At 28.4% G+C, this 24,815-nt stretch carries 23 protein-coding genes; 20 read left to right on the forward strand and 3 right to left on the reverse strand.

The features are described from left to right. The first annotated feature begins 40 nt into the window (after positions 1-40). From EJL03_RS00615 to EJL03_RS00630, 4 genes are all read left to right on the forward strand, one after another. Entirely contained in the window at positions 41-1,498 is a 1,458-nt protein-coding gene (locus EJL03_RS00615) for an NAD(P)/FAD-dependent oxidoreductase (RefSeq protein WP_341472402.1), read from the forward strand. After that, a complete protein-coding gene (locus EJL03_RS00620) occupies positions 1,498-2,736 on the forward strand; it encodes an NAD(P)/FAD-dependent oxidoreductase (protein ID WP_341472403.1) in 1,239 nt (412 codons plus the stop codon). The genes EJL03_RS00615 and EJL03_RS00620 overlap by 1 nt, the downstream gene beginning before the upstream one ends. Continuing rightward, positions 2,736-3,101, forward strand: a complete 366-nt coding sequence (locus EJL03_RS00625; RefSeq protein ID WP_125152034.1) for a DUF1667 domain-containing protein — start codon at positions 2,736-2,738, stop codon at positions 3,099-3,101. Before EJL03_RS00620 ends, EJL03_RS00625 begins: the two co-directional genes overlap by 1 nt. A 176-nt stretch (positions 3,102-3,277) precedes the next feature. Then, positions 3,278-4,219 carry an AEC family transporter gene (locus EJL03_RS00630; protein WP_125152035.1) on the forward strand — a complete coding sequence of 314 codons (942 nt, stop codon included), beginning with the start codon at positions 3,278-3,280 and terminating at the stop codon, positions 4,217-4,219. A 44-nt stretch (positions 4,220-4,263) separates the two neighbouring features. Here the strand turns inward: EJL03_RS00630 and EJL03_RS00635 are convergent, their stop codons facing one another. Beyond that, positions 4,264-4,998, reverse strand: coding sequence for a FadR/GntR family transcriptional regulator (locus tag EJL03_RS00635; protein WP_125152036.1), 735 nt, complete (start codon positions 4,996-4,998; stop codon positions 4,264-4,266). A 184-nt stretch (positions 4,999-5,182) separates the two neighbouring features. Here EJL03_RS00635 and EJL03_RS15885 point away from each other — a divergent pair, with 184 nt between their 5' ends. From EJL03_RS15885 to EJL03_RS00685, 10 genes are all read left to right on the forward strand, one after another. Continuing rightward, positions 5,183-5,626: a cytochrome b5 domain-containing protein gene (locus tag EJL03_RS15885; RefSeq protein ID WP_164508961.1), complete on the forward strand. Its 444-nt coding sequence runs from the start codon at positions 5,183-5,185 to the stop codon at positions 5,624-5,626. Between the two features lie 14 nt (positions 5,627-5,640). Beyond that, positions 5,641-6,525 carry a hydrogenase small subunit gene (locus EJL03_RS00645; protein WP_125152037.1) on the forward strand — a complete coding sequence of 295 codons (885 nt, stop codon included), beginning with the start codon at positions 5,641-5,643 and terminating at the stop codon, positions 6,523-6,525. A gap of 16 nt (positions 6,526-6,541) precedes the next feature. Then, entirely contained in the window at positions 6,542-7,948 is a 1,407-nt protein-coding gene (locus EJL03_RS00650) for a nickel-dependent hydrogenase large subunit (protein ID WP_125152038.1), read from the forward strand. A 2-nt stretch (positions 7,949-7,950) separates the two neighbouring features. After that, entirely contained in the window at positions 7,951-8,400 is a 450-nt protein-coding gene (locus EJL03_RS00655; protein ID WP_125152039.1) for a hydrogenase maturation protease, read from the forward strand. A 63-nt stretch (positions 8,401-8,463) separates the two neighbouring features. Beyond that, entirely contained in the window at positions 8,464-8,718 is a 255-nt protein-coding gene (locus EJL03_RS00660; protein ID WP_125152040.1) for a hypothetical protein, read from the forward strand. A 7-nt stretch (positions 8,719-8,725) separates the two neighbouring features. After that, positions 8,726-11,017, forward strand: a complete 2,292-nt coding sequence (hypF, locus tag EJL03_RS00665) for a carbamoyltransferase HypF (protein ID WP_125152041.1) — start codon at positions 8,726-8,728, stop codon at positions 11,015-11,017. Between the two features lies 1 nt (position 11,018). Beyond that, positions 11,019-11,249, forward strand: a complete 231-nt coding sequence (locus tag EJL03_RS00670; protein ID WP_125152042.1) for a HypC/HybG/HupF family hydrogenase formation chaperone — start codon at positions 11,019-11,021, stop codon at positions 11,247-11,249. Beyond that, positions 11,239-12,360 (forward strand): hydrogenase formation protein HypD, encoded by a 1,122-nt coding sequence (gene hypD, locus EJL03_RS00675; RefSeq protein WP_125152043.1) that lies wholly within the window; start codon positions 11,239-11,241, stop codon positions 12,358-12,360. Before EJL03_RS00670 ends, hypD begins: the two co-directional genes overlap by 11 nt. Before the next feature lie 9 nt (positions 12,361-12,369). After that, positions 12,370-13,359: a hydrogenase expression/formation protein HypE gene (gene hypE, locus EJL03_RS00680; protein WP_423243323.1), complete on the forward strand. Its 990-nt coding sequence runs from the start codon at positions 12,370-12,372 to the stop codon at positions 13,357-13,359. A 540-nt stretch (positions 13,360-13,899) separates the two neighbouring features. Further along, entirely contained in the window at positions 13,900-14,868 is a 969-nt protein-coding gene (locus EJL03_RS00685) for a 3D domain-containing protein (RefSeq protein WP_125152439.1), read from the forward strand. Between the two features lie 249 nt (positions 14,869-15,117). Here EJL03_RS00685 and EJL03_RS00690 read toward each other — a convergent pair whose 3' ends face one another. Further along, the gene (locus EJL03_RS00690; protein ID WP_125152045.1) at positions 15,118-15,315 is read right to left on the reverse strand and encodes a cold-shock protein; all 198 of its coding nucleotides are present in this window, start codon (positions 15,313-15,315) and stop codon (positions 15,118-15,120) included. Between the two features lie 803 nt (positions 15,316-16,118). Between EJL03_RS00690 and EJL03_RS00695 the strand changes: the two genes are divergently transcribed. Further along, positions 16,119-17,843 carry a pyridoxal phosphate-dependent decarboxylase family protein gene (locus EJL03_RS00695; RefSeq protein WP_125152046.1) on the forward strand — a complete coding sequence of 575 codons (1,725 nt, stop codon included), beginning with the start codon at positions 16,119-16,121 and terminating at the stop codon, positions 17,841-17,843. Between the two features lie 41 nt (positions 17,844-17,884). Here the strand turns inward: EJL03_RS00695 and EJL03_RS00700 are convergent, their stop codons facing one another. After that, positions 17,885-20,206: a type IA DNA topoisomerase gene (locus EJL03_RS00700; RefSeq protein ID WP_125152047.1), complete on the reverse strand. Its 2,322-nt coding sequence runs from the start codon at positions 20,204-20,206 to the stop codon at positions 17,885-17,887. 185 nt (positions 20,207-20,391) lie between these two features. Between EJL03_RS00700 and EJL03_RS00705 the strand changes: the two genes are divergently transcribed. The 5 genes from EJL03_RS00705 (at position 20,392) to EJL03_RS00725 (ending at position 24,655) form a co-directional block, all read left to right on the forward strand. Then, on the forward strand, positions 20,392-21,165 hold the full coding sequence (locus EJL03_RS00705; RefSeq protein WP_125152048.1) for an SDR family NAD(P)-dependent oxidoreductase: 774 nt from the start codon (positions 20,392-20,394) through the stop codon (positions 21,163-21,165). A 22-nt stretch (positions 21,166-21,187) separates the two neighbouring features. Next, complete coding sequence (locus EJL03_RS00710; protein WP_125152049.1) at positions 21,188-21,739, forward strand: DUF2284 domain-containing protein; 552 nt, start codon at positions 21,188-21,190, stop codon at positions 21,737-21,739. Between the two features lie 100 nt (positions 21,740-21,839). Next, positions 21,840-22,304: an MORN repeat-containing protein gene (locus tag EJL03_RS00715; protein ID WP_125152050.1), complete on the forward strand. Its 465-nt coding sequence runs from the start codon at positions 21,840-21,842 to the stop codon at positions 22,302-22,304. A 184-nt stretch (positions 22,305-22,488) separates the two neighbouring features. Then, positions 22,489-22,764, forward strand: coding sequence for a hypothetical protein (locus EJL03_RS00720; protein ID WP_125152051.1), 276 nt, complete (start codon positions 22,489-22,491; stop codon positions 22,762-22,764). A 574-nt stretch (positions 22,765-23,338) separates the two neighbouring features. Further along, positions 23,339-24,655, forward strand: a complete 1,317-nt coding sequence (locus EJL03_RS00725; RefSeq protein ID WP_125152052.1) for a sodium-dependent transporter — start codon at positions 23,339-23,341, stop codon at positions 24,653-24,655. The last annotated feature ends 160 nt before the right edge of the window (positions 24,656-24,815 follow it).

A 24,815-nucleotide genomic window follows, 5' to 3' on the forward strand; every position in this document is an offset into this window, starting at 1 on the left:
TTGTATTGTGTTTTAAAAATAAAAGTAAAGGGGGATGAATATGAAGGATAAAAAAAATGATGTAATTATTATTGGGGCAGGAGTCGTTGGAAATGCAATTGCAAGAGAGTTATCTAGATATAATATTAAGGTTTCAGTATTAGAGAAAGAATTAGATGTGGTTTGTGAAACTAGTGGTAGAAATAGTGGAGTACTTCATGCAGGGTTTAACAATAAACCTGGAACACTTATGGCAAAATTTTGTGTAGAGGGGAATATAGGATTTGATAAAATAGCAAAAGAACTTGATATACCTTTTAAAAGGGTTGGAAAATTAGTAACAGGTTTTACAAAAGAGGATATTCAAGGTTTAAAAGAATTAAAAGAACGTGGAGAAAAAAATAATGTCCTAGGATTGGAAATTATATCAAGAGAAGAAATTAAAAAATTGGCTCCAAATGTAGAAGGAAAGGCAGCACTCTATTCTAAAATGACAGGAATATTAGATCCATTTATATATACTATTGCTTTAGCAGAGAATGCTTGTGAAAATGGAGTGAAATTTTATTTAGATAGGGAAGTATTAAATATAAAGAGAATAGATAATTACTATGAAATTACTACAAATAAAGAAACTTTTTATAGCAGATGGGTAATTAATAGTGCAGGATTGAATTCTGATAAAATTGCTAGGATGGTTGGCATTAAAGATTATACAATACATCCTTGTAGAGGAGAATATTTTATTTTAGATAAAAGAGCAGGATCACTTCTTGAAATCCCAGCCTACCCAGTTCCAAATAAAAAAGAAGGTGGACTTGGAATACATCTTACACCTTCAATTCATGGAAATATATTTATTGGACCTAGTGCTCAGTATATAGATGAAAATGACAATTACTCTTCAACCAACGATATTATGGACATGCTTATAAATGAAGGTAAAAAAATATTACCTGAAATAAAAAAAGAGCATTTCATTAGAAATTTTTCTGGTATTAGACCCAAATTAGTTGATAAAGAAAAAGGAGGTTATGGAGATTTTGTAATAGAGGAAAGAAATGAAATACCTAATATGATTAATCTAATAGGAATTGAATCTCCAGGTTTGACTTCCGCAGTGCCTATAGGAAAATACGTAGTAGAAAAAATTAAAGAAAAGGAAAGTTTAAAAGAAAATAAAGAATTTAATCCAGTACGAAAGAGTATATTAAAGTTTTCTGAGCAATCAGAAAAAAAACAGGAAGAACTTATAGAGAAAAATCCTAATTATGGAGAAATTGTATGCAGGTGTGAAACTATTACAAAAGAAGAGATACTGCAGGCTATAAATAATCCATTGGGAATTGATACTGTAACAGGAATTAAATACAGAACAAGGGCTATGATGGGAAGGTGCCAGGGTGGATATTGTCAAACAAGAATCACTGAACTCATTATGAATGAAAAAAATAAGGATGTTAAGGAAATTATTTACTCTAGAAAATATGGAAATATGTTTTCAGGGAGGGTGAGATAATGGATACTATAATAAAGGATGTAATAATTATTGGTGCGGGACCTGCTGGACTTTCAGCAGCATTAAAATTTAAAGAAAAAGGAATAGAGGATATTTTAATTTTAGAAAGAGAAAAAGAAGCAGGGGGGATATTAAGACAATGTATTCATGATGGATTCGGATTAGTAAGATTTAAAGAAGCGCTTAGCGGCCCTGAATATGCAAATAGATTTATTGAAAAAATAGAACAGGAAAAGATAGAAATAAAAATGGAGGCAACGGTATTAAATCTTACAAAGGATAAAGAAGTTTTAGTATCTTCAAGAAATGGACTTATAAGGTATAAAGCTAAAGCAATAGTATTAGCTATGGGATGTAGGGAGAGAACTAGAGGGGCTATAAGTATACCAGGTACAAGACCCGCTGGAGTGTTTACAGCGGGAGTAGCACAAAGTTATATGAATTTAAAAAATATAATGGTTGGGAAAAATATAATAATATTAGGTTCTGGCGATATAGGACTTATAATGGCAAGAAGATTTACATTAGAAGGAGCAAAAGTATTGGCAGTTATAGAAAAATTACATTATCCTAGTGGATTACCTAGAAATATTCAGCAATGTTTAAATGATTATGGAATTCCATTATATTTAGGACATACAATAACCAATATCAAAGGGAAAGAAAGATTAGAATCAGTAATAGTAAATAAGGTTGACGAAAAGGGTATACCTATTGAGGGAACAGAAAAACAGTATAAATGTGATACTTTAATATTATCTGTGGGATTAATTCCTGAAAATGAATTATCTATTAAAGCAGGAATAGAAATTGATGAGAGAACAAAAGGTCCTATTGTAAATGAGGATTTAGAAACTAGTGTTAATGGAATTTATGCTGCAGGAAACGTTTTGCATGTTCATGATTTAGTTGATTTTGTATCCAATGAAGGAGAAAAACTAGCGGAGGCGGCAACTAGGTATATAAAAGAAGAGAGGGAAAAAGAAAATAATATTGTTATTACCATGGATAATACTATCGCCAATGTAGTACCTCAAAGGATAAGTGGCAGGGAGGATGTAATGCTTGCTTTAAGAGTTAGTAGACCTTATAAAGAAAGGGAAATACAAATTGTTCAGCATGAAAAGGTAATAAAGGCAAAGAAATTAAAGAAATTAAATCCTGCGGAAATGATACACATATTATTAAAAAAGGAAGAAATTTTAAATAAAGAACAGATAAAGGTGGTGGTATATTAATGTATAAGGAGATAACCTGTATAGTTTGTCCAAATGGATGTGAATTAACCATAGAAACGCAAGAGGATGAAATAATGGTTTGTGGAAATTTATGTAGCAAAGGAAAAGAATATGCTATACAAGAGATTAAGAATCCTAAAAGAACCATAGCATCTTTAGTTAAAGTAATAAATGGTGTAATACCGCTTGTTAGTGTAAGGACCACAAAGGCAATACCTAAAAAGGAGATATTTAATGTTTTAGAAGAGATAAAAAAAATTGAAAGAGATGCACCAGTGAAAAGTGGAAATATATTAATTAGAGATGTATTGGGGCTTAAATCAGATATAATTGCTACAAAATCCGTGGATAAAAAGAACAAATAATATTTTACCCCTAGGGTAATTAAAATATTATAACTACTATTTTAATTAATCCTGTGTTAAAATTAAAAAATAAATTTAGTTATAATATAGAGAGTATTGTTTATGTATTTTATAAAAAGTTAAAATAAGATATAAAGTACGGATAGCAGTATTAAATTATTAAAAGGGGGATTTTTATGGAACTTTTAAGTGCTTTCGGTAGCATATTTAGTATTATTATTATGATAGCTATTGGTTATTTTTTAACTAGAATGGAATGGATTGACAAACAAGGGGCGAAACTATTTTCTAGAATAGTTATAAATGTATCATTGCCTGCGTTGATGATTAATAATCTTATGTCAGACTTTGATAGAAATAAATTATTGAGTTTAGGCAAAGGACTCATTATTCCTTTCCTTTCTATAGCTTTAGCATATATAATAGGTAAAATATTTATTAAAGTATTTAATATTACACCAGGTAGAAAAGGGACATTCTTGTCAATGTTCTTTGTTTCAAATACTATATTTATTGGATTACCAGTTAATTTAGCATTGTTTGGGTCTGAAAGTGTACCTTATGTTCTATTATATTATATAGCTAATACTACATTCTTTTGGACTATAGGAGTTTTTGAGATTAGCAAGGATGGAGCAGGGGAAAGTGGTAATTTTTTATCTATGAGTACATTAAAAAGGATATTTTCACCACCTTTAATGGGATTCATAGTGGCTATAATTTTAATACTTTTATCTATCCCTGTTCCTAAATTTATAATGGACACTTGTAAATATCTAGGTAATTTAACTACTCCTTTATCTATGTTATTTATAGGTAATACTATGTATTATATTAATTTAAAAGGAATAAAATTTAATAAAGATATTTGGGGAGTTTTATTGGGGAGATTTATAATATCACCATTGTTAGTTGTACTGTTATGTATTATATTTCCACTACCAGATAACCTTATGAAAAAAGTATTTATTATTCAAGCTGCTATGCCAGTTATGACTAATACAGCTATAGTTTCTAAATCTTATAATGCAGATTATCAATATGCGGCCATTATGATAACAATAACTACTATTTTGAGTTTATTTATAATTCCTATATATAAAATACTTCTTCAGTAGAACAAAAGAACCTTTTATTTTAATGATAAAAGGTTCTTTTTATTTTATATAAGTTTATTACAAAATATGTTAGGTAATTCTTTGGTTACACCATAGGCATGATTTAAATGATCCCTCATAGCCTGTCTAGCTTTTTCTTCATTCCTACTTATAAGTGCTTTATATATAGCACTATGTTTTTCTATAGTATTAAATCTATCATCATTTGTTAAAGCTTTATGTATTTGTTCTAATTGATTATATATCAGTACATTAAGTGTGTTCATTAATTTAGAACATAGGTTGTTTTTGGCACAGTTTAATATTGTAATGTGAAATAATTGGTCTAGTTCAGTAAATTTCTTAATATCTCCTTTAGGAAGTTTTATAAGGTCCTCAGAAATTTTTTTTAATATTATAAAGTCCTCCTCTGTTGCTCTTAATGCAGCAATACCTACCATTTCTATTTCTATAGACATCCTAAGTTCAAATAAATCAGTATTGCTTGTTTTTTCAAAGGCTAATATATATGTAAGAGGTAAATAATAATTGTTATTTTTAGGATTACTAATAGCTATTCCTTTTCTTGGAGAAACAGTAACAATGCCCAAAAACTCCATAACTCTTAATGCTTCACGTAATGTTGGACGACTAACATTTAAAATTTCCATTAGTTCACCTTCATTATATAATTTTTCACCATAGTCTAATTTATTGTTTAGAATAGAATCTATAAAAGTTTGAATTATCTGAAAGTAAGTTTTTTTATTTTTTATAGGTTTAATATCTGCTTTATTCATTATGGCACCTCAATTTATATATTTTTAAATTATATAGATTAGTTTACAATATTATACTAACACTTTAATTGAAATAGGTCTATTAAAATAAGTATGATGATTATATTTTAAATTTATTTTAGAATTTTTATATAACTAGTATCATATTTATTATAAGAATGGATTAATAGGAGAGGGTAAGTTTATGAAACCTTATCAGTATGAAAAACTGATACACAGAATGGAGCAAAATATATACAGCCTTCAAGTTATAAGTTTTATGAGTATTAATATGTGTGAAAAAGTATTTTATCATAAATTGGCAATTGAAGAAATGTATAAATTAGATATTTTAAAAGATTTTATATGTAATATGAATTATACAGATAAAATTTATAGAAATAATATTAATGTAAGGCAACAGCGTTTTACATTAGAGGAACTTTCAAAATATGATGGGAAGAATGGAAATAAAGCATATGTTGCTATTGATGGTGTAGTTTATGATGTAACTTATACTGCGGCTTGGGCAGCAGGAACACATTTTGGACTTAAAGCAGGGAAAGATTTGAGCAAAGAACTTACAGAATGCCATAATAAGGAGAAGATAATAAAAATTTTAACACCTATAGGAACTTTAAACAATTAATAGGAGGAATATATTTGGGAAATCATGTATGTCTAGTACTAAAGTCTAAACATTATACAGCAAAAGATCTTATAGAAACAGCTATTTCTAGAATAGAATCTAAAGAAAAGAAAAAAATGAATTTAGTATGGATAGAGGCGGCTGGGTGTTCGGGAAATATAATATCATTATTAAATGGATGTGCGCCTAATGTAACATATTTTTTAACAGATTTAGTTAATTTAAAATATAATAATAGTCTTATGAGGGCTCAAGGAGACGAGGCCGAGGAACAATTAATAAAAACTCTTGATACAGAATTTATACTAATAGTAGATGGTGCTATATCAACAAAGGACAATGGAATTTATAATATTGTAGGTTATTATAAAGGAAGATCTATAACGGGAATGGAAGAGGTAAAAAGAGTTGCTGAAAAAGCTAAGTATATACTTACTGTAGGAACTTGTGCCTCTTATGGTGGAATTTCTGCAGCAAAACCAAATCCATCTGGTTGTATTAGTGCAGCTGATTATATAAAAAAGGAATTAAATCGTGATGTTATAAGGTTACCAGGATGTCCAGCTCATCCAGATTGGATTATGGGTACTATAGCAAATTTAATATTATTTGAAGATATAAAATTGGATGAGGATAGAAGACCAATTACTTTTTATGGTGTAACTATACATGATATATGTCCTAGAAGATCGTTTTTTGAAAAAAGGATATTTGCAAAATCTGTAGGAGAAACAACTTGTATGTTTAAGCTAGGATGTAGAGGACCAGTAACAAAAACTGACTGTTCTATAAGAAAGTGGAATGATTATGTAAATTGGCCTATTGGAGACAATACACCATGTATAGGCTGTGCTCAAAAAGGATTTCCAGATGCTATGGAACCATTTATAAATTTTTAAGTTTGGGGTGAAAATAGTGGCAGATAAAGTAGTGATAAATCCTGTAACTAGAATAAGTGGATTTTTGCAAATAACGGCTTACATAGAAAAAAACAAAATTATAGATGCTAAAAGCCAAGGCATGCTTTTTAGGGGTTTTGAAAAGATGTTAAAAGGAAGATCTCCATTAGATGCTATTTATTTCACTGAAAGAATTTGTGGGATATGTTCTACAGCGCATTCTGTAACGTCTGCAAAGGCTCTTGAAAATGCTTATAGTATTATGGCAGATAGCAATGAAGATATGATTAGGCAGGTATTACATGGAAGTGAATTTTTACAAAATCATTTAAGACATTTTTACCAATATGTTATGCCAGATTACGTTAGTGGATTTAATATAAATCCCATTTATTCTATCAATCATAATGATTTTAGAATACCAAAAAAGCAAAGTGAAAAGCTTATAAAAAATTATTTTAATTCTTTAATTTATAGTAGAAAGGCTCATGAGATATTAGCGGTTTTGGGAGGGAAGGCGCCTCATAATCATGGAGTTTTTTTAGGTGGAGTTACAGTAAATATTACAGCTCAAGAAATTGTTCAAATTAAAGCACTGGTTACAGAAATTAGGGATTTTATAACAAACAAAATGTTAGACGATGTAAATACAATTTCAAAATATTATAATGATTATTTTAATATAGGGGTAGGTTCTAAGAACTTAATGACCTATGGTGTATTTGATAATCTTGAAAAAAATACTCATTATGTATCACCTGCAGTTATTATAAATGGAAAAAGAGAAGAATTAGATACTGATAGCATAAATGAAAATATATATAGGGCTTGGTATAAGTCATCAGATAACGTGTTAAATATTGAGGATGAAAATTGGGAAACGGATCCGTTTAAAGAGAAAGGGTATAGTTTTATAAAGGCACCAAGATATAAGGGTCATGCAATGCAGGTAGGGCCGCTGGCAAGAATGTATATAAGTGGGGATTATAAAAATGGAATTTCAACTATGAGTAGGATTGTTGCTAGGGCATTGGAAGCTGAGAAAATTTCAAATATTATGCTTAATCTTTTAGATAAAATACAACCTAGGAATAGTACAAATAAGGTTTTTTCTTTACCTAAAAGTGCTGTAGGATATGGTTTTATGGATACTACAAGAGGGGCTTTAGCTCATTATATAAACATAAAAGAAGGGGAAATAAAGAATTATACAATAATAACCCCAAGTACTTGGAATTTATCTCCGAAGGATTCTTATAGAGTTTCTGGAGCTTTAGAGGAAGCTTTAATTGGTACACATATTAACAATCCCAAAAATGCTACAGAAATTGGAAGGATAGTTAGATCTTTTGATCCATGTGTTTCTTGTGCCACACATGTTTTAAGTAATGATTTCTCTTCTATTGATATAAGGGTGGTGTAGTTATGGGTAAAAAGGTTATTGCTATAGGAAATAGAATAATGAAAGATGATGCTATTGGAGTAATTTTAGGTGAGGAACTTAGAGATGATTTAGAGAGGATAGGTTTTCAGGTTATACTAGGTGAAACAGATGTAGATTATTGCTTAAGTTTTATAGAAAGTGGAGATTTTATTTTTATTTTAGATTGCACTTTATATGGTATTAAGCCTGGAAGTATTTCTGTAATAAATATTAAGCACAAAGAAGATTTTTATGAAAAGGGGTATTCTCAGCATCAATTAAGCTTAATAAAGCTTTTAAATAGTTATAATGTTGAAAGAATAAATGGGTTTATTATAGGAATAGAAGGAGTGGATGTAAATTATGGAGTGGACATAAGTAAAGAAATTTTAGAAAAATTTGATCATATAAAAGATGAAGTTTATAATATTATACTTTCAGAAGTAAATTAAGTTAATCTTAAAATATATAATATCTTGATTTATTGGCAGTATTTTAATAAGGAGGAGTGTTAAATGCATGATTCATTTTTAATGCAAAATATTTCTAGTGAGATTAAGAGGATATGTAAAGAAAATGGTTTAAAGCGTGTAACTTTTTTAGAAATTACTGTTGCACATAGCAGTCATATAACAGAGGATAATCTTTTAGAACATCTTAAGGATTTAAATGGTGATTTAATAAATAAATTTACTAAGGTAAAAGTAAATTATGAGGATATAGAAGAACTTATAGCTATTATAAAGGAGGTTCAAGGGGAAAAAAATTAAGATAGATATGATAGGAGAAAAGGTATCTTATGTGGTGAAAATATTTGGAATTGTTCAGGGGATAGGGTATAGACCTTATATTTATAAAAGAGCAAATAAATTAGATATCAAAGGTTGGGTTAGTAATTATGGTGGTACTGTAATTATAAATGTGGAAGGAACAAGAGAAAAGGTAGGTACTTTCCTTATAGATATTATAAAAAAGCCACCTAAACTAGCAGATATAGAAAAGGTAGAGGTGCATAAAGAACAAATAAATGGTTATGAAAGTTTTAATATAAAAAAAAGTATATATTCCAATATTAAGTTAAAATATATTATGCCTGATATAGCTACATGTGATAACTGCCTAAAAGATATTTCAAACAAAAAATCCGGAAGATATAGATATGCCTTTACTAATTGTACCTTATGTGGACCAAGGTATTCTATAATAAAGTCATTACCTTATGATAGGTGTAATACTACTATGGATAAGTTTTTTATGTGTCCAGTATGCCATGAAGAATATAAAAATGTAGAAACAAGAAGATTTCATGCCCAGCCTACTTGTTGTGAAAACTGTGGACCGACACTTGTGCTAACAGACAATAAAGGGAGAGTTATTAATTGTTTAGATCCAATAAATAAATGTGCTGGTTTTATAAAGAAGGGTAAAATAATTGGAATCAAAGGAATAGGTGGATTTCATATAGTTTGTAGTGCTTTAAATACTCAGGCCGTTAAGGAAATTAGAAAAAGGAAAAACAGAAAGGAAAAACCTTTAGCATTAATGATGAAAGATATAGAACAGGTGAAAAAATACTGTAAAGTTAGTATAAATGAAGAAGAAATATTAATGAATAATAGAAGACCAATAGTTCTTTTAAATAAAAAAAATGAGGAAGATGAATTTATAGACGTAGCACCGAGGGTAAAAAAATATGGTGTCATGCTTCCTTACACACCAATACATCATCTTTTATTTAAAGAAAATATACCTCCTGTTATTATGACAAGCGGCAATATTAGCGGTAGCCCAATAGAGTATAGTAATGAGGGTGCTATAAAAAATATCTCTAAATTGGTAGACTTTTTTTTAATTAATAATAGGGATATTAATACGCCGGTAGATGATTCGGTAGTTAAAGTTATAGATGAAAAATTAGTAATAAGTAGATTAGGACGAGGGTATTCGCCTTATTGTGCTTACAAGAAGATAAATCATAAAATACTTGCTTGTGGTGCAGAGGATAAAAGCACTTTTTCTTTTTCATTAGATGGTATGGCATATATGAGCCAGTATCTTGGAGATTTAAAGGAATTAAAATCCTATAAAGAATATATAAAATGTATGGACAATATGAAAAATATTTTTGGATTTCAGCCTGATTTTATAGCTTTTGATATGCATCCTAATTATATGTCTACTAATTATGGTAAAAAAATATCTAAAAGTAAATTTAAAATACAAGTACAGCATCATCATGCACATATGGCAAGTTGTATGTTGGAACACAATATATGGGATAAGGTTATAGGTATAGTATATGATGGAACGGGATTAGGAAATGATGGGAATATTTGGGGAGGAGAATTTTTTATAGGGGATAGACACAGGGTTAATAGAGTAGCGCATTTAAGAAATACAAAAATACAAGGTGGAGATTCATCTCAAAGAGATATATGGAAAATTGGTGTAAGCTATTTAAAAAGTGTAGAGAATAAAGAATTAAGAAATTTTGGTTTGGAAAGATTAGAAAGCATTTGTAAAACAACTACAGATAATACTTGTACTGCACTAGATTATAATTTGAATTGCTATAACACATCAAGTTTAGGAAGATTATACGATGGAATTTCTTCTATTTTAGGAATAAAAGAAAATATAACTTATGATGCTCAGGGAGCTATAGAACTTGAAAGTGTTTTAAATCCATATATTAAGGAAAGTTATAATTATTTAATAGAAAATAAAAATGGTATGTATATTTTAAATTATTATCCTATTATAGAGGATATATTAATGGATATAAAACATGGTAAAAAAATTTCAGTAATAAGTGCTAAATTTCATAATACTATTATTAATATGACTGTTGATATGACCTGTCAACTAAGAGAGGAGTTTAAAATAAATGTAGTGATTTTAAGTGGAGGAGTTTTTGAAAATATATATCTTATAAAAAAAATATATATATTATTAAAAAGTAAGGGATTTAAGGTTTATTTTAATGAAAAAATACCTATTAATGATAGTGGAATTTCATTAGGACAAGTAGCTGTGGCAGATGAAATATTAAATAAAAAGGAGATATAAGATGTGTCTTTCTGTATGTGGGAAAATAAAAAGTGTTAATTTACCCTTTGCATTTATAGATATTAAAGGAATAGAGACCTGTGTAAATGTTGATCTTATAGAAAATCCAGAAAATGGAGATTTTGTATTAATTCATGCAGGGTTTGCTATAAAAAAAATAGAAAAAGAATATTATGATTACTTAGATCACGCATTAGAAGAAATGTTTATTGAGGATAATAATGTATTTTAACTTAGAGAATGTAATTACTAGAATAAATGAATATGCATGGGAAATAGACACAGAAAAAATAAATATAATGGAGGTATGTGGAACTCATACAAATTCTATAGCCAAATATGGTATAGGTAATGTAATTTCAAACAAGATAAATTTGTTGTCAGGTCCAGGATGCCCTGTATGTGTTACTAATGAAGAATACATAGATGCAGCAATATATTTGGCATCTAAAGATAATATTATCATAACTTTTGGGGATTTAATGAAGGTAAAGGGGAGTAACTCTACACTTTCTATAGAAAAATCAAAGGGAAGAAATATTCAAATAATTTATTCTATAGCAGATGTAATTGATATAGCTAAAATGCATTATCCTAGAGATGTGGTGTTTTTAAGTATAGGATTTGAAACTACGGCACCTTTGATTGCATCCCTCATAAAGGAAACATATATACAGGGAATTAAAAATTTATTTTTTTTAACCTCCATAAAAATAATGCCGCCTATATTAGAAAAAATTATATCGACGAAAAATAAAAATATACATGGTATAATTTGTCCAGGAAATGTTTCAGTTATAACTGGTGAATGTAAATTTAAATTCATTTATGAAAAATATAATGTTCCTGCGGTAATTTGCGGTTTTGAGGAAAAAGATATACTAGCTGGAATATATTTTTTGCTTAGAAATATTTATAGAAAGGATAATAATATAAATGAGTATGGCTTTAAAAATTTATATAGAAGATGGGTTAGCGGTAGCGGAAATAAAAAGGCACAAGAAATTATTAAAGATGTTTTTGAAATAGGAGATGCAGTATGGAGAGGAATAGGTAATATAGAAAAGTCAGGATTAACTATAAACAGAAAGTATTGTTTTTTAGATGCAGTAAATAAGTTTAATTTACATGAGAACATAAAAGAAAAGAATTATAAAATAAAGAATAAATGTAGATGTACAGAGGTTTTACTTGGGAGTATAAATCCTTATGAGTGTGAGTTGTTTAATAATAGTTGTACGCCAGATAATCCTCAGGGAGCCTGTATGGTTTCAAGGGAGGGGTCCTGTGCAGTGCATTACAAATATAGTGCTCAGATTTTTAAATATAGTGGAGGTAAATAGTTTATGAATATGGATACAATTGGACTTATTCATGGAGAGGGAGGCAAATTTACTCAAAAGTTAATAAAAGATATTTTTTATAAAAAATTTGATAATCCTATTTTAGTAAGAGATACTGATTCTGCCCTTATAAACCTTTATTCAAAGGAAATTGCATTTACCACGGATTCTTTTGTGGTAAATCCTATATTTTTCAGAGGAGGTGATATAGGAAAATTATCGGTTTCTGGCACTATCAATGATTTGATTTCTTGTGGCGCAGAACCTAAATATCTAAGTTTAGCTCTAATTATAGAAGAAGGTTTTTCTGTAAAAGAATTAACTAAAATTGTTAACTCCATAAAAGAGACTAGCATATTAGCTAATGTTCATATAGTTACAGGAGATACAAAAGTGGTGCCCAAGGGTAAAGCAGATGGTATTTTTATAAATACTACAGGCATAGGATATACTTATGAATACAAGCCTAAAAATATAGAAAATAAAGATAAGATAATAATAACTGGTACTATAGCAGAGCATGGTACGGCAATAGCCGTAGATAGATATAATTTAAAGGTGAAGGGAAATATAAAAAGTGACTGTATGCCTTTAAACTATCTTACAAAATATATAAAAAAATATTATAGATATATTAAGTTTATGAGAGACCCAACTAGAGGGGGAGTAGGACAAGTATTGAATGAATTATCTAAAAGGTATGGTTTAGGAGTAAGAATAACCAAAGATAGTATTCCTATAAGGCAAGAGGTGGAGGCAATAAATGATATGTTAGGAATTAATCCTCTCTATTTAGCTTGTGAAGGAAGGATGATAATAGTTGTTGATAAAAATATTCCTTTAAACATTTTAGAACAATTTAAAAAGGAAATTAGTATGGATGCTGCTGTTATAGGTGAGTTCACTGATAAAAATGATTTCGTATATATAGAAAATTATTTTGGTGGTAAAAGAGTATTAGGAGAATTAGATACTCAAATATTGCCTAGAATATGTTAATTTAAATAATAACTCTTTTAGATATTAAAAAATAACTATTTAGAAATAAAGACCATTTTATTATGTTTTTCCTAACAGCATATTTAAATTATAGCAAAATAAATTAAATAAGATATAATATTTAATTTTTATGTAAATAGTAGGTTGATAGTTTGGAAATAATGTGATAATCTTCATTTTAAGAATATACTTATATATAATAGTTAGGAATTTAAATTAAATCTAGATATAAATTTAACTTATTATAATAGATATAAGGCTTGTTTATAAATAATTACGAAGGACCAGTAGAATAAAAGTATAATCAATGGTTAAGATCAATTCAAGTTATATAAAAAATCTTAATAATTTATGTTTACTAATAATTTAATAAGTTATTATAAAGAAGGAAATACAATAAATTACTGTCATAGATTTATTTCAGATGGTATAATACTATTTGAAACTTAATAAAGTATGAAAAAACCATTAATTATTTTTGAAGTCTACGTATATAATCTACATAAAGATTATTAATTAAGAGGAGGAAAAAGAGTGAAAATTAAAAGGAAAGCTGTGTCTTTGGTTATAATGTTTTCAATAATTATAACTAATACAGGAAATTTTTTTACGGTTTCAACAGTTAATGCATCCAATGAGTTAACTCAAACTCAAAAGAATAAAAAAGAGTTGCAGGAAAAAATAAATAAATTGGACAAGGACATAGATGGAGTAATAGAAAGAATTGATAAAAATAAAAAGGATATGAATAGAATTGATAGCCAAATTAAAGATACTAAACTTAAATTAAAATCTATTGAAGAAGATACAAAAGCACAAAATGAATTGTTTAAAAAAAGGGTAAAAGCGATGTATGTAAGTGGTGGGACTAGCTATATTGATGCACTTTTATCTGCAGAGGATTTTGGAGATTTTATATCTAGAGTAAATACCATTTCCAAAATAATGGAATATGATAAGAACATTGTGAAGAAGTTAAAAGACGAAAAACAAGCAATGGAAAAGTATAAACAAAATTTAGATTATGAAAACAATAAGTTAGATGCTTTAAAAGAAAGTAATAATACTACACTAGAGAAATTAAGTAAAAGTATAAAAGAGCAAAGGGAATTACTTAATAAGGAAACAGAGAAGGAACAAAGGCTAATGGCTATTGAAAGAGAAAAAGAAAGGAAAAGAGTGAATTCCAATGATTCACCATCTCGAGGGGGATATAATTCTTTTACGTATTCAAAGATTGTGAATATGGAGTCTACGGCATATTCAGGAGATGGAATTACTGCCACAGGAACTAAAACAAAAAGAGATGCAAATGGATATAGTACTATAGCTGTAGACCCAAGGGTTATTCCATTAGGAACTAGAGTTTTTGTAGAGGATTATGGATATGCTATAGCTGAGGATATTGGTGGAGCTATTAAAGGAAATATAATTGATGTATTTTTTTATTCTGAAACAGAGGCGCGAAGCTGGGGAAGAAAATATGTCAAAGTTTACATACTAAAATAAATGATTATAATTTTACTTGGTCAATGTTTTGATATTAAGGTGATAAGTAAATAAAAATATAAGAATATAGTAAGAAATAAAGTTATTTAAGTTTTAGGAAAAAGTTATCTAAACTTAGATAACTTTTTATTTGGTTAGTATTTAAGTAATAATTAGGTATTACTTGTTTAGTAAAATTAAATTTAACATTTTACACAAAGAAAAAAACCTGAATATCACTATTCAGGTTTTTCTAATAATCCAATAAAATTAGATTGTTTTAATGTTTTCAGCTTGAGGTCCTTTAGCGCCATCAACAACGTCAAAAGTTACCTTTTCGCCTTCTTCTAAAGTTTTGAATCCTTCTTTAGAAATTTGTGAGAAATGAGCAAATACATCATTTCCTTCTTCTGTAGTAATGAATCCAAATCCTTTAGTTGCGTTAAACCATTTTACTGTACCTGTCATGTTTTCTTACCTCTAATATCTTTATTCCTTAAATTCTAAATTAATAATTAATAAAATCCTGAAATCTATACAGTAAGTTATATAAACCTTATATCGTTCCAAAAAGATTAAAAATAAATTATTTAATTTGAATCAAGGTTGAATACATTTATTATTATATAGCATATACATAATATTTCAAGTGTTTTTTATGATTTTATATAAAATATTTATGTTAAAGTTCATTTTCTTAATTTTCAAGCGATAAATCTATTGATTATTCATCATAATATTTACCATTACTGAGAAGTTTTTTCATTTAGAACCCCTAATATTTTATAATTACATTTTTTAAAACATTTCTATGACCTTTCATTAAATAAGAAAAAATTTAGCTTCAAATATATTTGCTTTGATTAAATATAATTTTTAAGAGTTTTTATTGCATTTGATTCATAACCTTTATTCATAGAATTTTTGCTCCAATAAATAGGATTATCGTTGATATTTTATTAAGTTAATCTAAATTGTTACCTCACAGCTGTCTATATACAAATCTTCTATGGTAAGGGTGTTGGTGTCATTTTCAGTTAAAAGTATGACATAAAGTATTTTGATTTTAGTTTTAATAATAGTTTAAAAGATGATGAAAATGAATGAATATACAAAAATTTAATTTATAAGATTCAGTGAAATATATGTTTTGAAAAAAATATTGTAGAGTATTATAATAGATTTGGTAGATATTATAGGTTTGTGTAATTATATGTATATAATATTTTTTGAATATCTACTAAAATAAAGCAAATGGAGAGTGACACAGAATGGCAGAAAAAAAAGAAATATTAAGATGGCAAAGTATATTGCAGGAAAAAGTTCAGCCTGCTTTTTTGGCACCCTGGGAGGAAGAGGCAAAGGAAGAAGAGTTTAAAAATGTAGTCAAGGAGACTTTGAGAAATATTAATACATTAAAAGGAAGCAAAGAAGATAAGAAATGTTTTCTAGGGGAGCCAACTTGCTGTATTTCTAATGAAAAAGATATTAATGAAGTAAAAAAAATGGCTGAAATGCCTGAAAAGTCTACTTCAGTTAAAGAAGTTATGAAGGAAGTAGTTCATTATTTTAATGGTATGTTTAATTGGGTACATCCTAAAACTATGTTTAATGTAGCGCCGCCTGCAGCAATACCATCTGTTATGGGAAATCTAATGGGTTCTATGTTCAATCCTAATCTGGTTGAACAGGAATACTCAGGAAATATAGCAGCACTGGAAATTGAATCTGCGGCTATGATTTCAAAACTTATAGGATATGATCCAATTAAGGCTACAGGGCACTTTACTTTTGGGGGAACAGGAGCATATCTTTTTGCAGCTAAATTGGCAATAACTAAGTGTCTTGGTAAAGAAAGTAGATATTTTGGAATAAGAAAAGATGCACAAATATTAGTGTCAAAAGTTGGTCATTATGCAGTAAAAAATTGCAGTGATTGGACTGGCCTAGGTATGAACAATATAAGAAGTATAGACTTACTTGAAGACAGTTCAATGAACCTTAATCATTTAGAACAGGTTATGGAAGAATGTTATAGGGAGGGAAAACCTATAGCTATGATTGTTGCCACTATGGGAACAACAGATGCATTTGGAGTAGATGATATAAATGGTATTGTTAAAATATGTGACAGATTTGTTAAAAAACATAAATTAAATAAAAAACCGTTTATATATGCTGATGCAGTAATAGGTTGGGCATGGTCAGTATTTAATTCATATGATTTTAGAGAAAATCCCATGGAGTTTTCAAAGGACACCTTAAATGCTATAAAGGAATGTAAAGAAAAGATAAAATATCTTAAACTTGCTGATGCAGTAGGTATTGATTTTCATAAAACAGGGTTTACTTCTTATAATTGTAGTATGGTGTGTATAAAAAATAATAGTGATTTAGAATTATTATGTAGAGATAAAGATCAAATGGCATATTTGTATCAGTTTAGTGCTTATACACCAGGAGAGTACACTTTGGAATGCTCAAGAGCAGGAAATTATGCTCTTGCGGCTTGGTGCAATTTAAAATATTTCGGACTAGAAGGATATAGAGTACTTTTAGGGAATTTAATAGAATCCGAGAAGGCATTACGAAAGGTTATAGAAAATGAACCTTCTATGGTATGTGTAAATGAAAAAGATCATGGATCTGTTACCCTATTTAGGGTTTATCCAAAGGAAATAAGGAATAGACTAGATTGTGATAATTTTGCCAATGTACAGTATAAAAGAGAGATTGGGGAAGAAAAGTTTAAAGAAGAATTAAGAAAAAATAATGAATATCAATTTAAGTTAGCACAAGAGATACAAAGAATGTTATTTGAGGAAAATGGACCGGCATTAAGTTTTACAAGTAGTTTTAAACTTACATCTTACGGGGAACCTATAGCAGCTATAAAGGCTTATCCAATGTCTCCATATATGGCATGTTATGAAGAAGAATTAAAAGAAGATATAATTAAATTTATATTTAAAGCTGCTAAAAATTTAGAAAAATAAAGTAGTCTGGCTGTGATAAATATTTTATCACAGCCAGACTTTTAGCTATTATTGAAAGAAAATTGGATTTTAGAATTTTTTATTATAAGTCGTGCGCTAAACTCTTTACCTTTTTTTGATTTCAAACCCGTTAATAGATCTGTTTCACCTGTTTTTATTAATTTTTTTATTTGTGTATCAGATACTTCTTTACCACATATCTCACCTAAAAAAAATTTACAACCACTTTGCCAATTATCACATCCATAGCCTTTACTGTTTTTTACTATGTTACCAGCTTTGCAAATAGGACATAATCCTAAGGACTCTCTAGATGTAAAATTGTATTTTGTAGCTTTCTTTTTAGTATTTGCAGTAGATTTATTTTTAGGTATATTACTATTACTTTCTTTTACTTTTTCTAAATGGCTATTTATATTACCTATATTGGTTACAGAAATAACCCTTTGTATATTTGACTTTGTGTAAGACTCAAGTTTTTTCATAAAAATTTCAGGAGTTATTTCTTTTTTATATACCATGGTTAATCCTTTTTCCCAACTAGCAGTAAGTATTGGATTTAGTAAAGTTGGAATAGATTTTTTTATAACTTCATAAATCATTTCTCCCTTTTGCGTTGGAGTAATAATTTGAGTTTTTTTATCGCAGCTAATATAGTCTATCTTTTGCAATTTATTTAATATTTCCGCTCTTGTGGCGGAGGTTCCTATACCTGCGCCTTTAATTTGTTCTCTAAGCTCTTCATCTTCAATAAGTTTACCTGCGTTTTCCATAGCTATAATTATAGAACCTGAGGTATATCTTTTAGGAGGAGAGGTTTCACCTTCTTTTACTTCCATATCAATTACATCAATGGGCTGTCCTTTTTTTAGTTTGCTTAAGAATTTCAGATTTTTAGAATCCTTAACTTTTTTATTATCTTTTAATACCATAAGATAACCCTCATCCACACATACTTTATTTGTTGTAAAAAATCTTTCGTTACCCACTTTAGTTGTAATAGCTATTTTATTGTATTTAGCAGCAGGATAAAAAATGGCTAAAAATCTTCTTACAACTAAAATATAAATAGATTTTTCTAAGGATGAAAGAGTTTCAAAGTTTTTTAGCCCTTCACCTGTTGGAATAATTGCATAATGATCTGTTATTTTGCTATCATTTACATACTTAGTTTTTTCTAAATTTAGGTGCCATTTTTGTGTAAGTATGTTTTCTGCTATTTTAGAAATTTCTAAATTTCCTTTAAAAGAAACTAATTTTTTTATATTTTTAAATATTTCTTTTGCTACTGCTTTAGATAAAACTCTTGCATCTGTTCTAGGATAAGTAAGTAATTTTCTCTCATATAATAACTGAATTTTACTTAAAGTTTCCTCAGGAGGAATTTTAAATTTTTTAGAACATTCATTTTGAAGTTCCGCTAAATTAAATAATAGGGGAGCATTTTTATTTTCAACAGTTTTTTTAATAGTTTCAATTAAGGATTCTTCTTCAAATATTTTTTCGCCTATCTCATCTATAAAGGTTAGTGCAATATCTCTATTTTTAAAACCACCTTCATTATATAAAAGAGGAGAATTAAAATATTTAGAATTTTTAAAAGATTTCCACTCTCCATCATAAATACATTCTTCTTCAAAAATACCTTCAGTATCACCATCAAAACTTCCTAATATTTTATAAAAGGGTGTTTTCACAAAGTTTCTTATTTCACGTTCTCTATCAACAATCATACCTAATACACAACTCATAACCCTTCCAACAGCAATACAGGCTTGCTTGTTATCTGTAGCATTAGCTATTGATCTGCCATACTTTAGCGTCAAAAGCCGTGAAAAATTTATACCTAAAAGATAATCTTCTTTAGCTCGTAGATATGCAGAGTGGGCCAGTGAATCATATTCAGAAAGATTTTTAGCTTCTTTTATACCTCTTTTTATTTCATCTTCAGTTTGAGAATCAATCCAAACTCTCTTTTTTTCTTTGCCTTCTACGCCTACTAATTGATCTACAAGCCTATAGATATACTCTCCCTCACGCCCAGAGTCAGTACATACATATATTGTATCTATGTCTTTTCTTAGTAATAAATTTTTTACGGTATTGAATTGTTTAGAAACTTGTGGAATTACTTCATATTTATATTCTCTGGGTAAAAACGGTAATGTGTTCAAAGACCATTTTTTAAGATTAGGATCATAAGCCTCAGGGTAACTCATAGTTACCATGTGTCCTACGCACCATGAGAATACTGACTTGTCTGATTCTATGTAACCATCTTTTTTTGTACCTTTTATGTTTAAAAGTTTTACATATTCCATAGCCACTGAGGGCTTCTCTGTAATAAATAAAGCTTTATTCATTAAAAAACCTCACAATACATAAATAGTTTAAATTTCCTATTAAGGAATGTATAAATATAATCATATCATAAATTAATTAATTAAATAAAAAAAACTGAATAATCACTTTTTAAATATATTTGTTTATATTAACTATAAAGACTATAATCAAGGTAAGGAAGATTATTAAAAGGTTGGTGTGGATTTTGAAAGAAACTGTATTAATTACTGGTGCTTCTTCAGGAATTGGATATGAGCTGGCACAAATATTTGCTAAAAATCATTATAATCTTATTTTAATTGCTAGAAGAGATAAGAGACTTAATGAAATGTCTAAAAAATTTTATAAAAATTTTAAAACTAATACAATAGTTTTAGTTGAAGACTTAACAAAAACTAATACAGTGGAAGAAATTGTTAATAAAATTAAAAATATGGGCATTAATATAGATATACTTATTAATAACGCTGGTATTGGATATTGTGGTTTATTTCACGAAATAGATTTAAAAAATCATAATAAAACAATAGAATTAAATATAGTTGCATTAACTAAGCTAACAAAACTAATATCTATTGATATGGTGAATAGAAGAAAGGGTAGAATACTAAATGTGGCATCCACTGGTGCATATCAACCAGGACCTTTAATTTCTGTATACTATGCCACAAAGGCATATGTATTATCCTTTTCAGAAGCTCTTTATAATGAACTAAAACCATATAATATAACGGTTTCTACATTATGTCCTGGGACTACCATGACAGAGTTTAGTAATAATGCTGGAAAAGGAGATCTAAAAAGTGCTATGAGTCCTGAAAGAGTAGCAAAAATAACTTATAATCAATTAATGAGGGGCAAGAGAATAATTATACCAGGTGTTTTAAATAAGATATTAATTTTTTTCTCTAAAATAACACCCAGAAGAATTTTGGCTGCTATAGTAAGGAAAATTCAATATAAAGCAATGAAAATTTAAACATGAAAAGAGGGTTTTAATTATGAGTACTATAGAAAATAATAGTATAGTTGATTTTGCATTATCACAAGGGGCTACCTATGCGAAATATTTTAATCCAGATATTTTAGTGTTTTCTGAAAAGATTAGAAGATACTGTGAAGAGAACTTATGTGGTCACTATGGAACCAATTGGGCTTGTCCTCCTGGGGTTGGACCTATTAAAGAATTGGAAAAGGAAGTAAAAAAATTTAATAATGGGGTTGTATTTCAAAGTGTAGCAAAAATTAAAGGAAAATATGATAAGGAAGGTATGTTTAAAGCTAGAGATATACATAATAAACTTTTGAAAGATTTGTATAAGCAGTTAAAGGATAAGTATAAAGATATTATATTTTTCCCAATGGGAGCAGGACAGTGTGATATTTGTAAAAAGTGCGCATACATTGACAATGAAAAATGTAGATATCCAGAAAAAGCAATATCTTCAGCAGAAGCGTATGGTGTTGATTTAGTAACTCTCATTAAGGAGTGTGGTTTAAAGTTTAGTTACTCTGATGATACAGTTGCATATATAGCATTGATAATGTGGTAAATGTAATAGTAATAAAATTAATCTTTAAGATATATCATGTAACTGTTTTATAAAATATGATAATATAAGGGAAAATATAAATTACATAAGGAGAAATAGTATGGAAAATAATGAAACCAATAATGAAGAGTTCCATAAAGAAAATAAGCCACATGTGCATGGTGGCAAGTATATTGGAGAAAGAAAAAATGGTAAGGCTCATGGAGAAGGAACTTATTTATATAAAGACGGGAGTAAATATGTAGGTCAGTGGCAAGATAATAAAATGCACGGACAAGGAGTGCATACTTGGATAGCTGGAGAAAAATATATTGGCTCATGGAAAAATGATGAGAAACATGGATATGGAATATATACTTGGGAAGATGGAGAAACCTATGTAGGTGAATGGAATAATGGGAGAAAACATGGGTTAGGTATATATGTATGGTCAGTAGGTGATAAATATATAGGACAATGGGAAAATGATAAAAGAAGTGGAAATGGAACATTTATTTGTTCAGATGGGGAAACATATACGGGTACATGGGCAGAAGATAAACTTATATTAAAAGATTGTAAGTAATATATAAAGAGCATCTAATGTTTTTAATATTAGATGCTCTTTATATATATGTATTATTTGGTTAAAATATATAGGGCAGAAAAGGAGTTTTGTAAGTGACTTATTTTGTAGTAAAAAGAAAAGCAAAAATACTATAGAAGTAACTGGACATCTTTACGATAATTCTAGCTTTTGTGATTACAGTATGGGAGATACAACAATACCACCTATATGTTTAAAGCAAACAGATTTAAAAGAATTATATTCAGTACAAACTCCACTATTTGCAGCATCATATTATCCTAATAGACATTTAAATGAAAATTTTTTGGGATATGAAATTTTTTTAGATGTAATAAAAGATGCAGCAAATTGTGGGAGAGAAAAATTTGATACAGATATAGAGTTGGATCATTATTACATGGCACTTTGTTATTTAAGCTATGCTGGAATCGAAGATAAAAAAACTTTAATGATTTAACATCAAATATAATAGGAATAGATAAAAACGATATATTGACTGTGGATAAATTTTAAAAAATTAATATTCCATCAATAGTATTTGGAGGATTTGGTAAGGATTTTCATAAATTTACCGAAAGGCTAAACATCCCTTATTCTTTAAAGGTATTATCAAAACTTTATTATAAAATTATAGAAAATTTGTTTAACAAATATGAAAATAAGGTAATAAATAAAGGTTTACAAGGGTGAAATTTTATGATATAATCCGTGAATATAAGATATATTGTAAGATGGTAGTACAGATAATGAAGGAATAGTAGTAACTTTTGTGTATTATAAAGAGAGCACAAGTTATGGTGAAAATTGTGTGTTGCGAAAGTGTATGAATTACAATCCGGAATCTTAATGTGAAAGCATTACGGAGGTCATCCGATAAAATGATTTAGAGATTATATATAAACTTTTTATATATAAAGTAAGGTGGTAACGCGAGTCTTTTCGTCCTTATACAGGATGAGAAGACTTTTATTTTTAAATTTAATTATAGTTAGTTATTATAAGTTTTATACAATTTCAAGGAGGAAGGTAGTATGGTAGAAAAAAGAGAAAGTTTTTCAGGTAAGTTAGGTTTTGTTTTATCTTGTTTGGGATCTGCAATAGGATTAGGTAACATATGGATGTTCCCTTGGAAACTTGGAGAATATGGAGGAGCTGCTTTTTTAATTCCATTTTTTATATGTGTGTTTCTTTTGGGAGCTACAGGTCTTGTAGGGGAATTTGCCTTTGGGAGAATGAGAAAAAGTGGTTCTCTACAAGGTATAAAATATGTTTTTGAAAAAAGAGGATTAAAAGGCGGGAAAATATTTAGTTTAATACCTACCTTAGCAGTTGCAGGAACATTAATTTTTTATGCTGTAGTAGTAGGATGGGTATTTAGATACTTTTTTTCTTCTTTCAGTGGGGCTATTTACAATGTGGATATAGAAAATTATTTTAATACGTTTGCTGGTACAAAATCTAGTATTATATGGCATTTTATAGCACTATTTTTTACTCTATTAATAGTTACTTTAGGCGTAACTAATGGGATAGAAAAAATAAATAAGATTATGATGCCAGCACTATTTATTATATTTTCAATATTATTAATTAGAACTTTGACATTACCTGGAGCCAGGGAAGGATTGAAATATTTATTAGTACCAAAATGGGAGTATTTATTAAAACCAGAAACTTGGATAATGGCACTTGGACAAGCATTTTTCAGTGTATCTCTTAATGGAGCAGGTATGGTTGTGTATGGAAGTTATTTAAAAGATGATATAGATATACCTAAGGCAGCTATTCAGGTTGCTATATTTGATGTAATATCAGCTCTTCTTGCAGCATTTATGATAATACCGGCAGTTTTTGCTTTTGGGTTAAACCCATCAGCGGGACCATCTTTATTATTTATTACTATGCCACATGTATTTAAGGCCATGCCTTTTGGTTATATTTTCGGTATATTATTCTTTTTAAGTATTATTTTTGCGGCAATATCTTCTATTATAAATATGTTGGAGGCAACTTCTGAAGCTTATATGGGAAAATTTAAGGTAAGTAGATTTAGGGCATGTTTAATAATTGCTATCATTGCATTTGTTATAGCCATTCCTTTAGATTTAAGCATGGTTAGGTTTGGAGCTTTTGCAGACTTTATAACAATTTATTTAGCACCATTAGGATCAATAATTGCTGCCATAACTTTCTTTTGGATTTATGGTATAGATAAGGCTAAGAAGGAAATAAGTAAGGGTATGAACCATCCTATAGGGAAATGGTTTGAGCCATTAGCAAAGTATGTATTTGTAATATCAGGTATACTAGTACTTATACTAGGTATTGTATATAATGGTATAGGATAAAAATAATAAGATATAAACAGGAAACATATTTCCAGTTTATATCTTTTTTACTTTAGTACATTTAATATATAAGTAATTGGTTATGGTAAATATAAAATAATAATATTTTTATTTTGTATTTATCTAAATTATAATAAATTACGGGATTAATAAATATTAT

Source organism: Clostridium rectalis (assembly GCF_900626095.1).
Taxonomy (GTDB): Bacteria; Bacillota; Clostridia; order Clostridiales; family Clostridiaceae; genus Clostridium_AS; species Clostridium_AS rectalis.

What these genes read in the sequence shown, in the direction of transcription:
- EJL03_RS00720 (WP_125152051.1), top strand. Translation starts at nt 22,489, where the DNA reads ATGGGAGATACAACAATACCACCTATATGTTTAAAGCAAACAGATTTA.
- EJL03_RS00725 (WP_125152052.1), top strand. Translation starts at nt 23,339, where the DNA reads ATGGTAGAAAAAAGAGAAAGTTTTTCAGGTAAGTTAGGTTTTGTTTTA.
- EJL03_RS00625 (WP_125152034.1), top strand. Translation starts at nt 2,736, where the DNA reads ATGTATAAGGAGATAACCTGTATAGTTTGTCCAAATGGATGTGAATTA.
- EJL03_RS00620 (WP_341472403.1), top strand. Translation starts at nt 1,498, where the DNA reads ATGGATACTATAATAAAGGATGTAATAATTATTGGTGCGGGACCTGCT.
- EJL03_RS00700 (WP_125152047.1), bottom strand. Translation starts at nt 20,206, where the DNA reads ATGAATAAAGCTTTATTTATTACAGAGAAGCCCTCAGTGGCTATGGAA.
- EJL03_RS00615 (WP_341472402.1), top strand. Translation starts at nt 41, where the DNA reads ATGAAGGATAAAAAAAATGATGTAATTATTATTGGGGCAGGAGTCGTT.
- EJL03_RS15885 (WP_164508961.1), top strand. Translation starts at nt 5,183, where the DNA reads ATGAAACCTTATCAGTATGAAAAACTGATACACAGAATGGAGCAAAAT.
- EJL03_RS00660 (WP_125152040.1), top strand. Translation starts at nt 8,464, where the DNA reads ATGCATGATTCATTTTTAATGCAAAATATTTCTAGTGAGATTAAGAGG.
- EJL03_RS00710 (WP_125152049.1), top strand. Translation starts at nt 21,188, where the DNA reads ATGAGTACTATAGAAAATAATAGTATAGTTGATTTTGCATTATCACAA.
- hypF (WP_125152041.1), top strand. Translation starts at nt 8,726, where the DNA reads ATGATAGGAGAAAAGGTATCTTATGTGGTGAAAATATTTGGAATTGTT.
- hypD (WP_125152043.1), top strand. Translation starts at nt 11,239, where the DNA reads ATGTATTTTAACTTAGAGAATGTAATTACTAGAATAAATGAATATGCA.
- EJL03_RS00630 (WP_125152035.1), top strand. Translation starts at nt 3,278, where the DNA reads ATGGAACTTTTAAGTGCTTTCGGTAGCATATTTAGTATTATTATTATG.
- EJL03_RS00635 (WP_125152036.1), bottom strand. Translation starts at nt 4,998, where the DNA reads ATGAATAAAGCAGATATTAAACCTATAAAAAATAAAAAAACTTACTTT.
- EJL03_RS00715 (WP_125152050.1), top strand. Translation starts at nt 21,840, where the DNA reads ATGGAAAATAATGAAACCAATAATGAAGAGTTCCATAAAGAAAATAAG.
- EJL03_RS00670 (WP_125152042.1), top strand. Translation starts at nt 11,019, where the DNA reads ATGTGTCTTTCTGTATGTGGGAAAATAAAAAGTGTTAATTTACCCTTT.
- EJL03_RS00655 (WP_125152039.1), top strand. Translation starts at nt 7,951, where the DNA reads ATGGGTAAAAAGGTTATTGCTATAGGAAATAGAATAATGAAAGATGAT.
- EJL03_RS00690 (WP_125152045.1), bottom strand. Translation starts at nt 15,315, where the DNA reads ATGACAGGTACAGTAAAATGGTTTAACGCAACTAAAGGATTTGGATTC.
- EJL03_RS00695 (WP_125152046.1), top strand. Translation starts at nt 16,119, where the DNA reads ATGGCAGAAAAAAAAGAAATATTAAGATGGCAAAGTATATTGCAGGAA.
- hypE (WP_423243323.1), top strand. Translation starts at nt 12,370, where the DNA reads ATGGATACAATTGGACTTATTCATGGAGAGGGAGGCAAATTTACTCAA.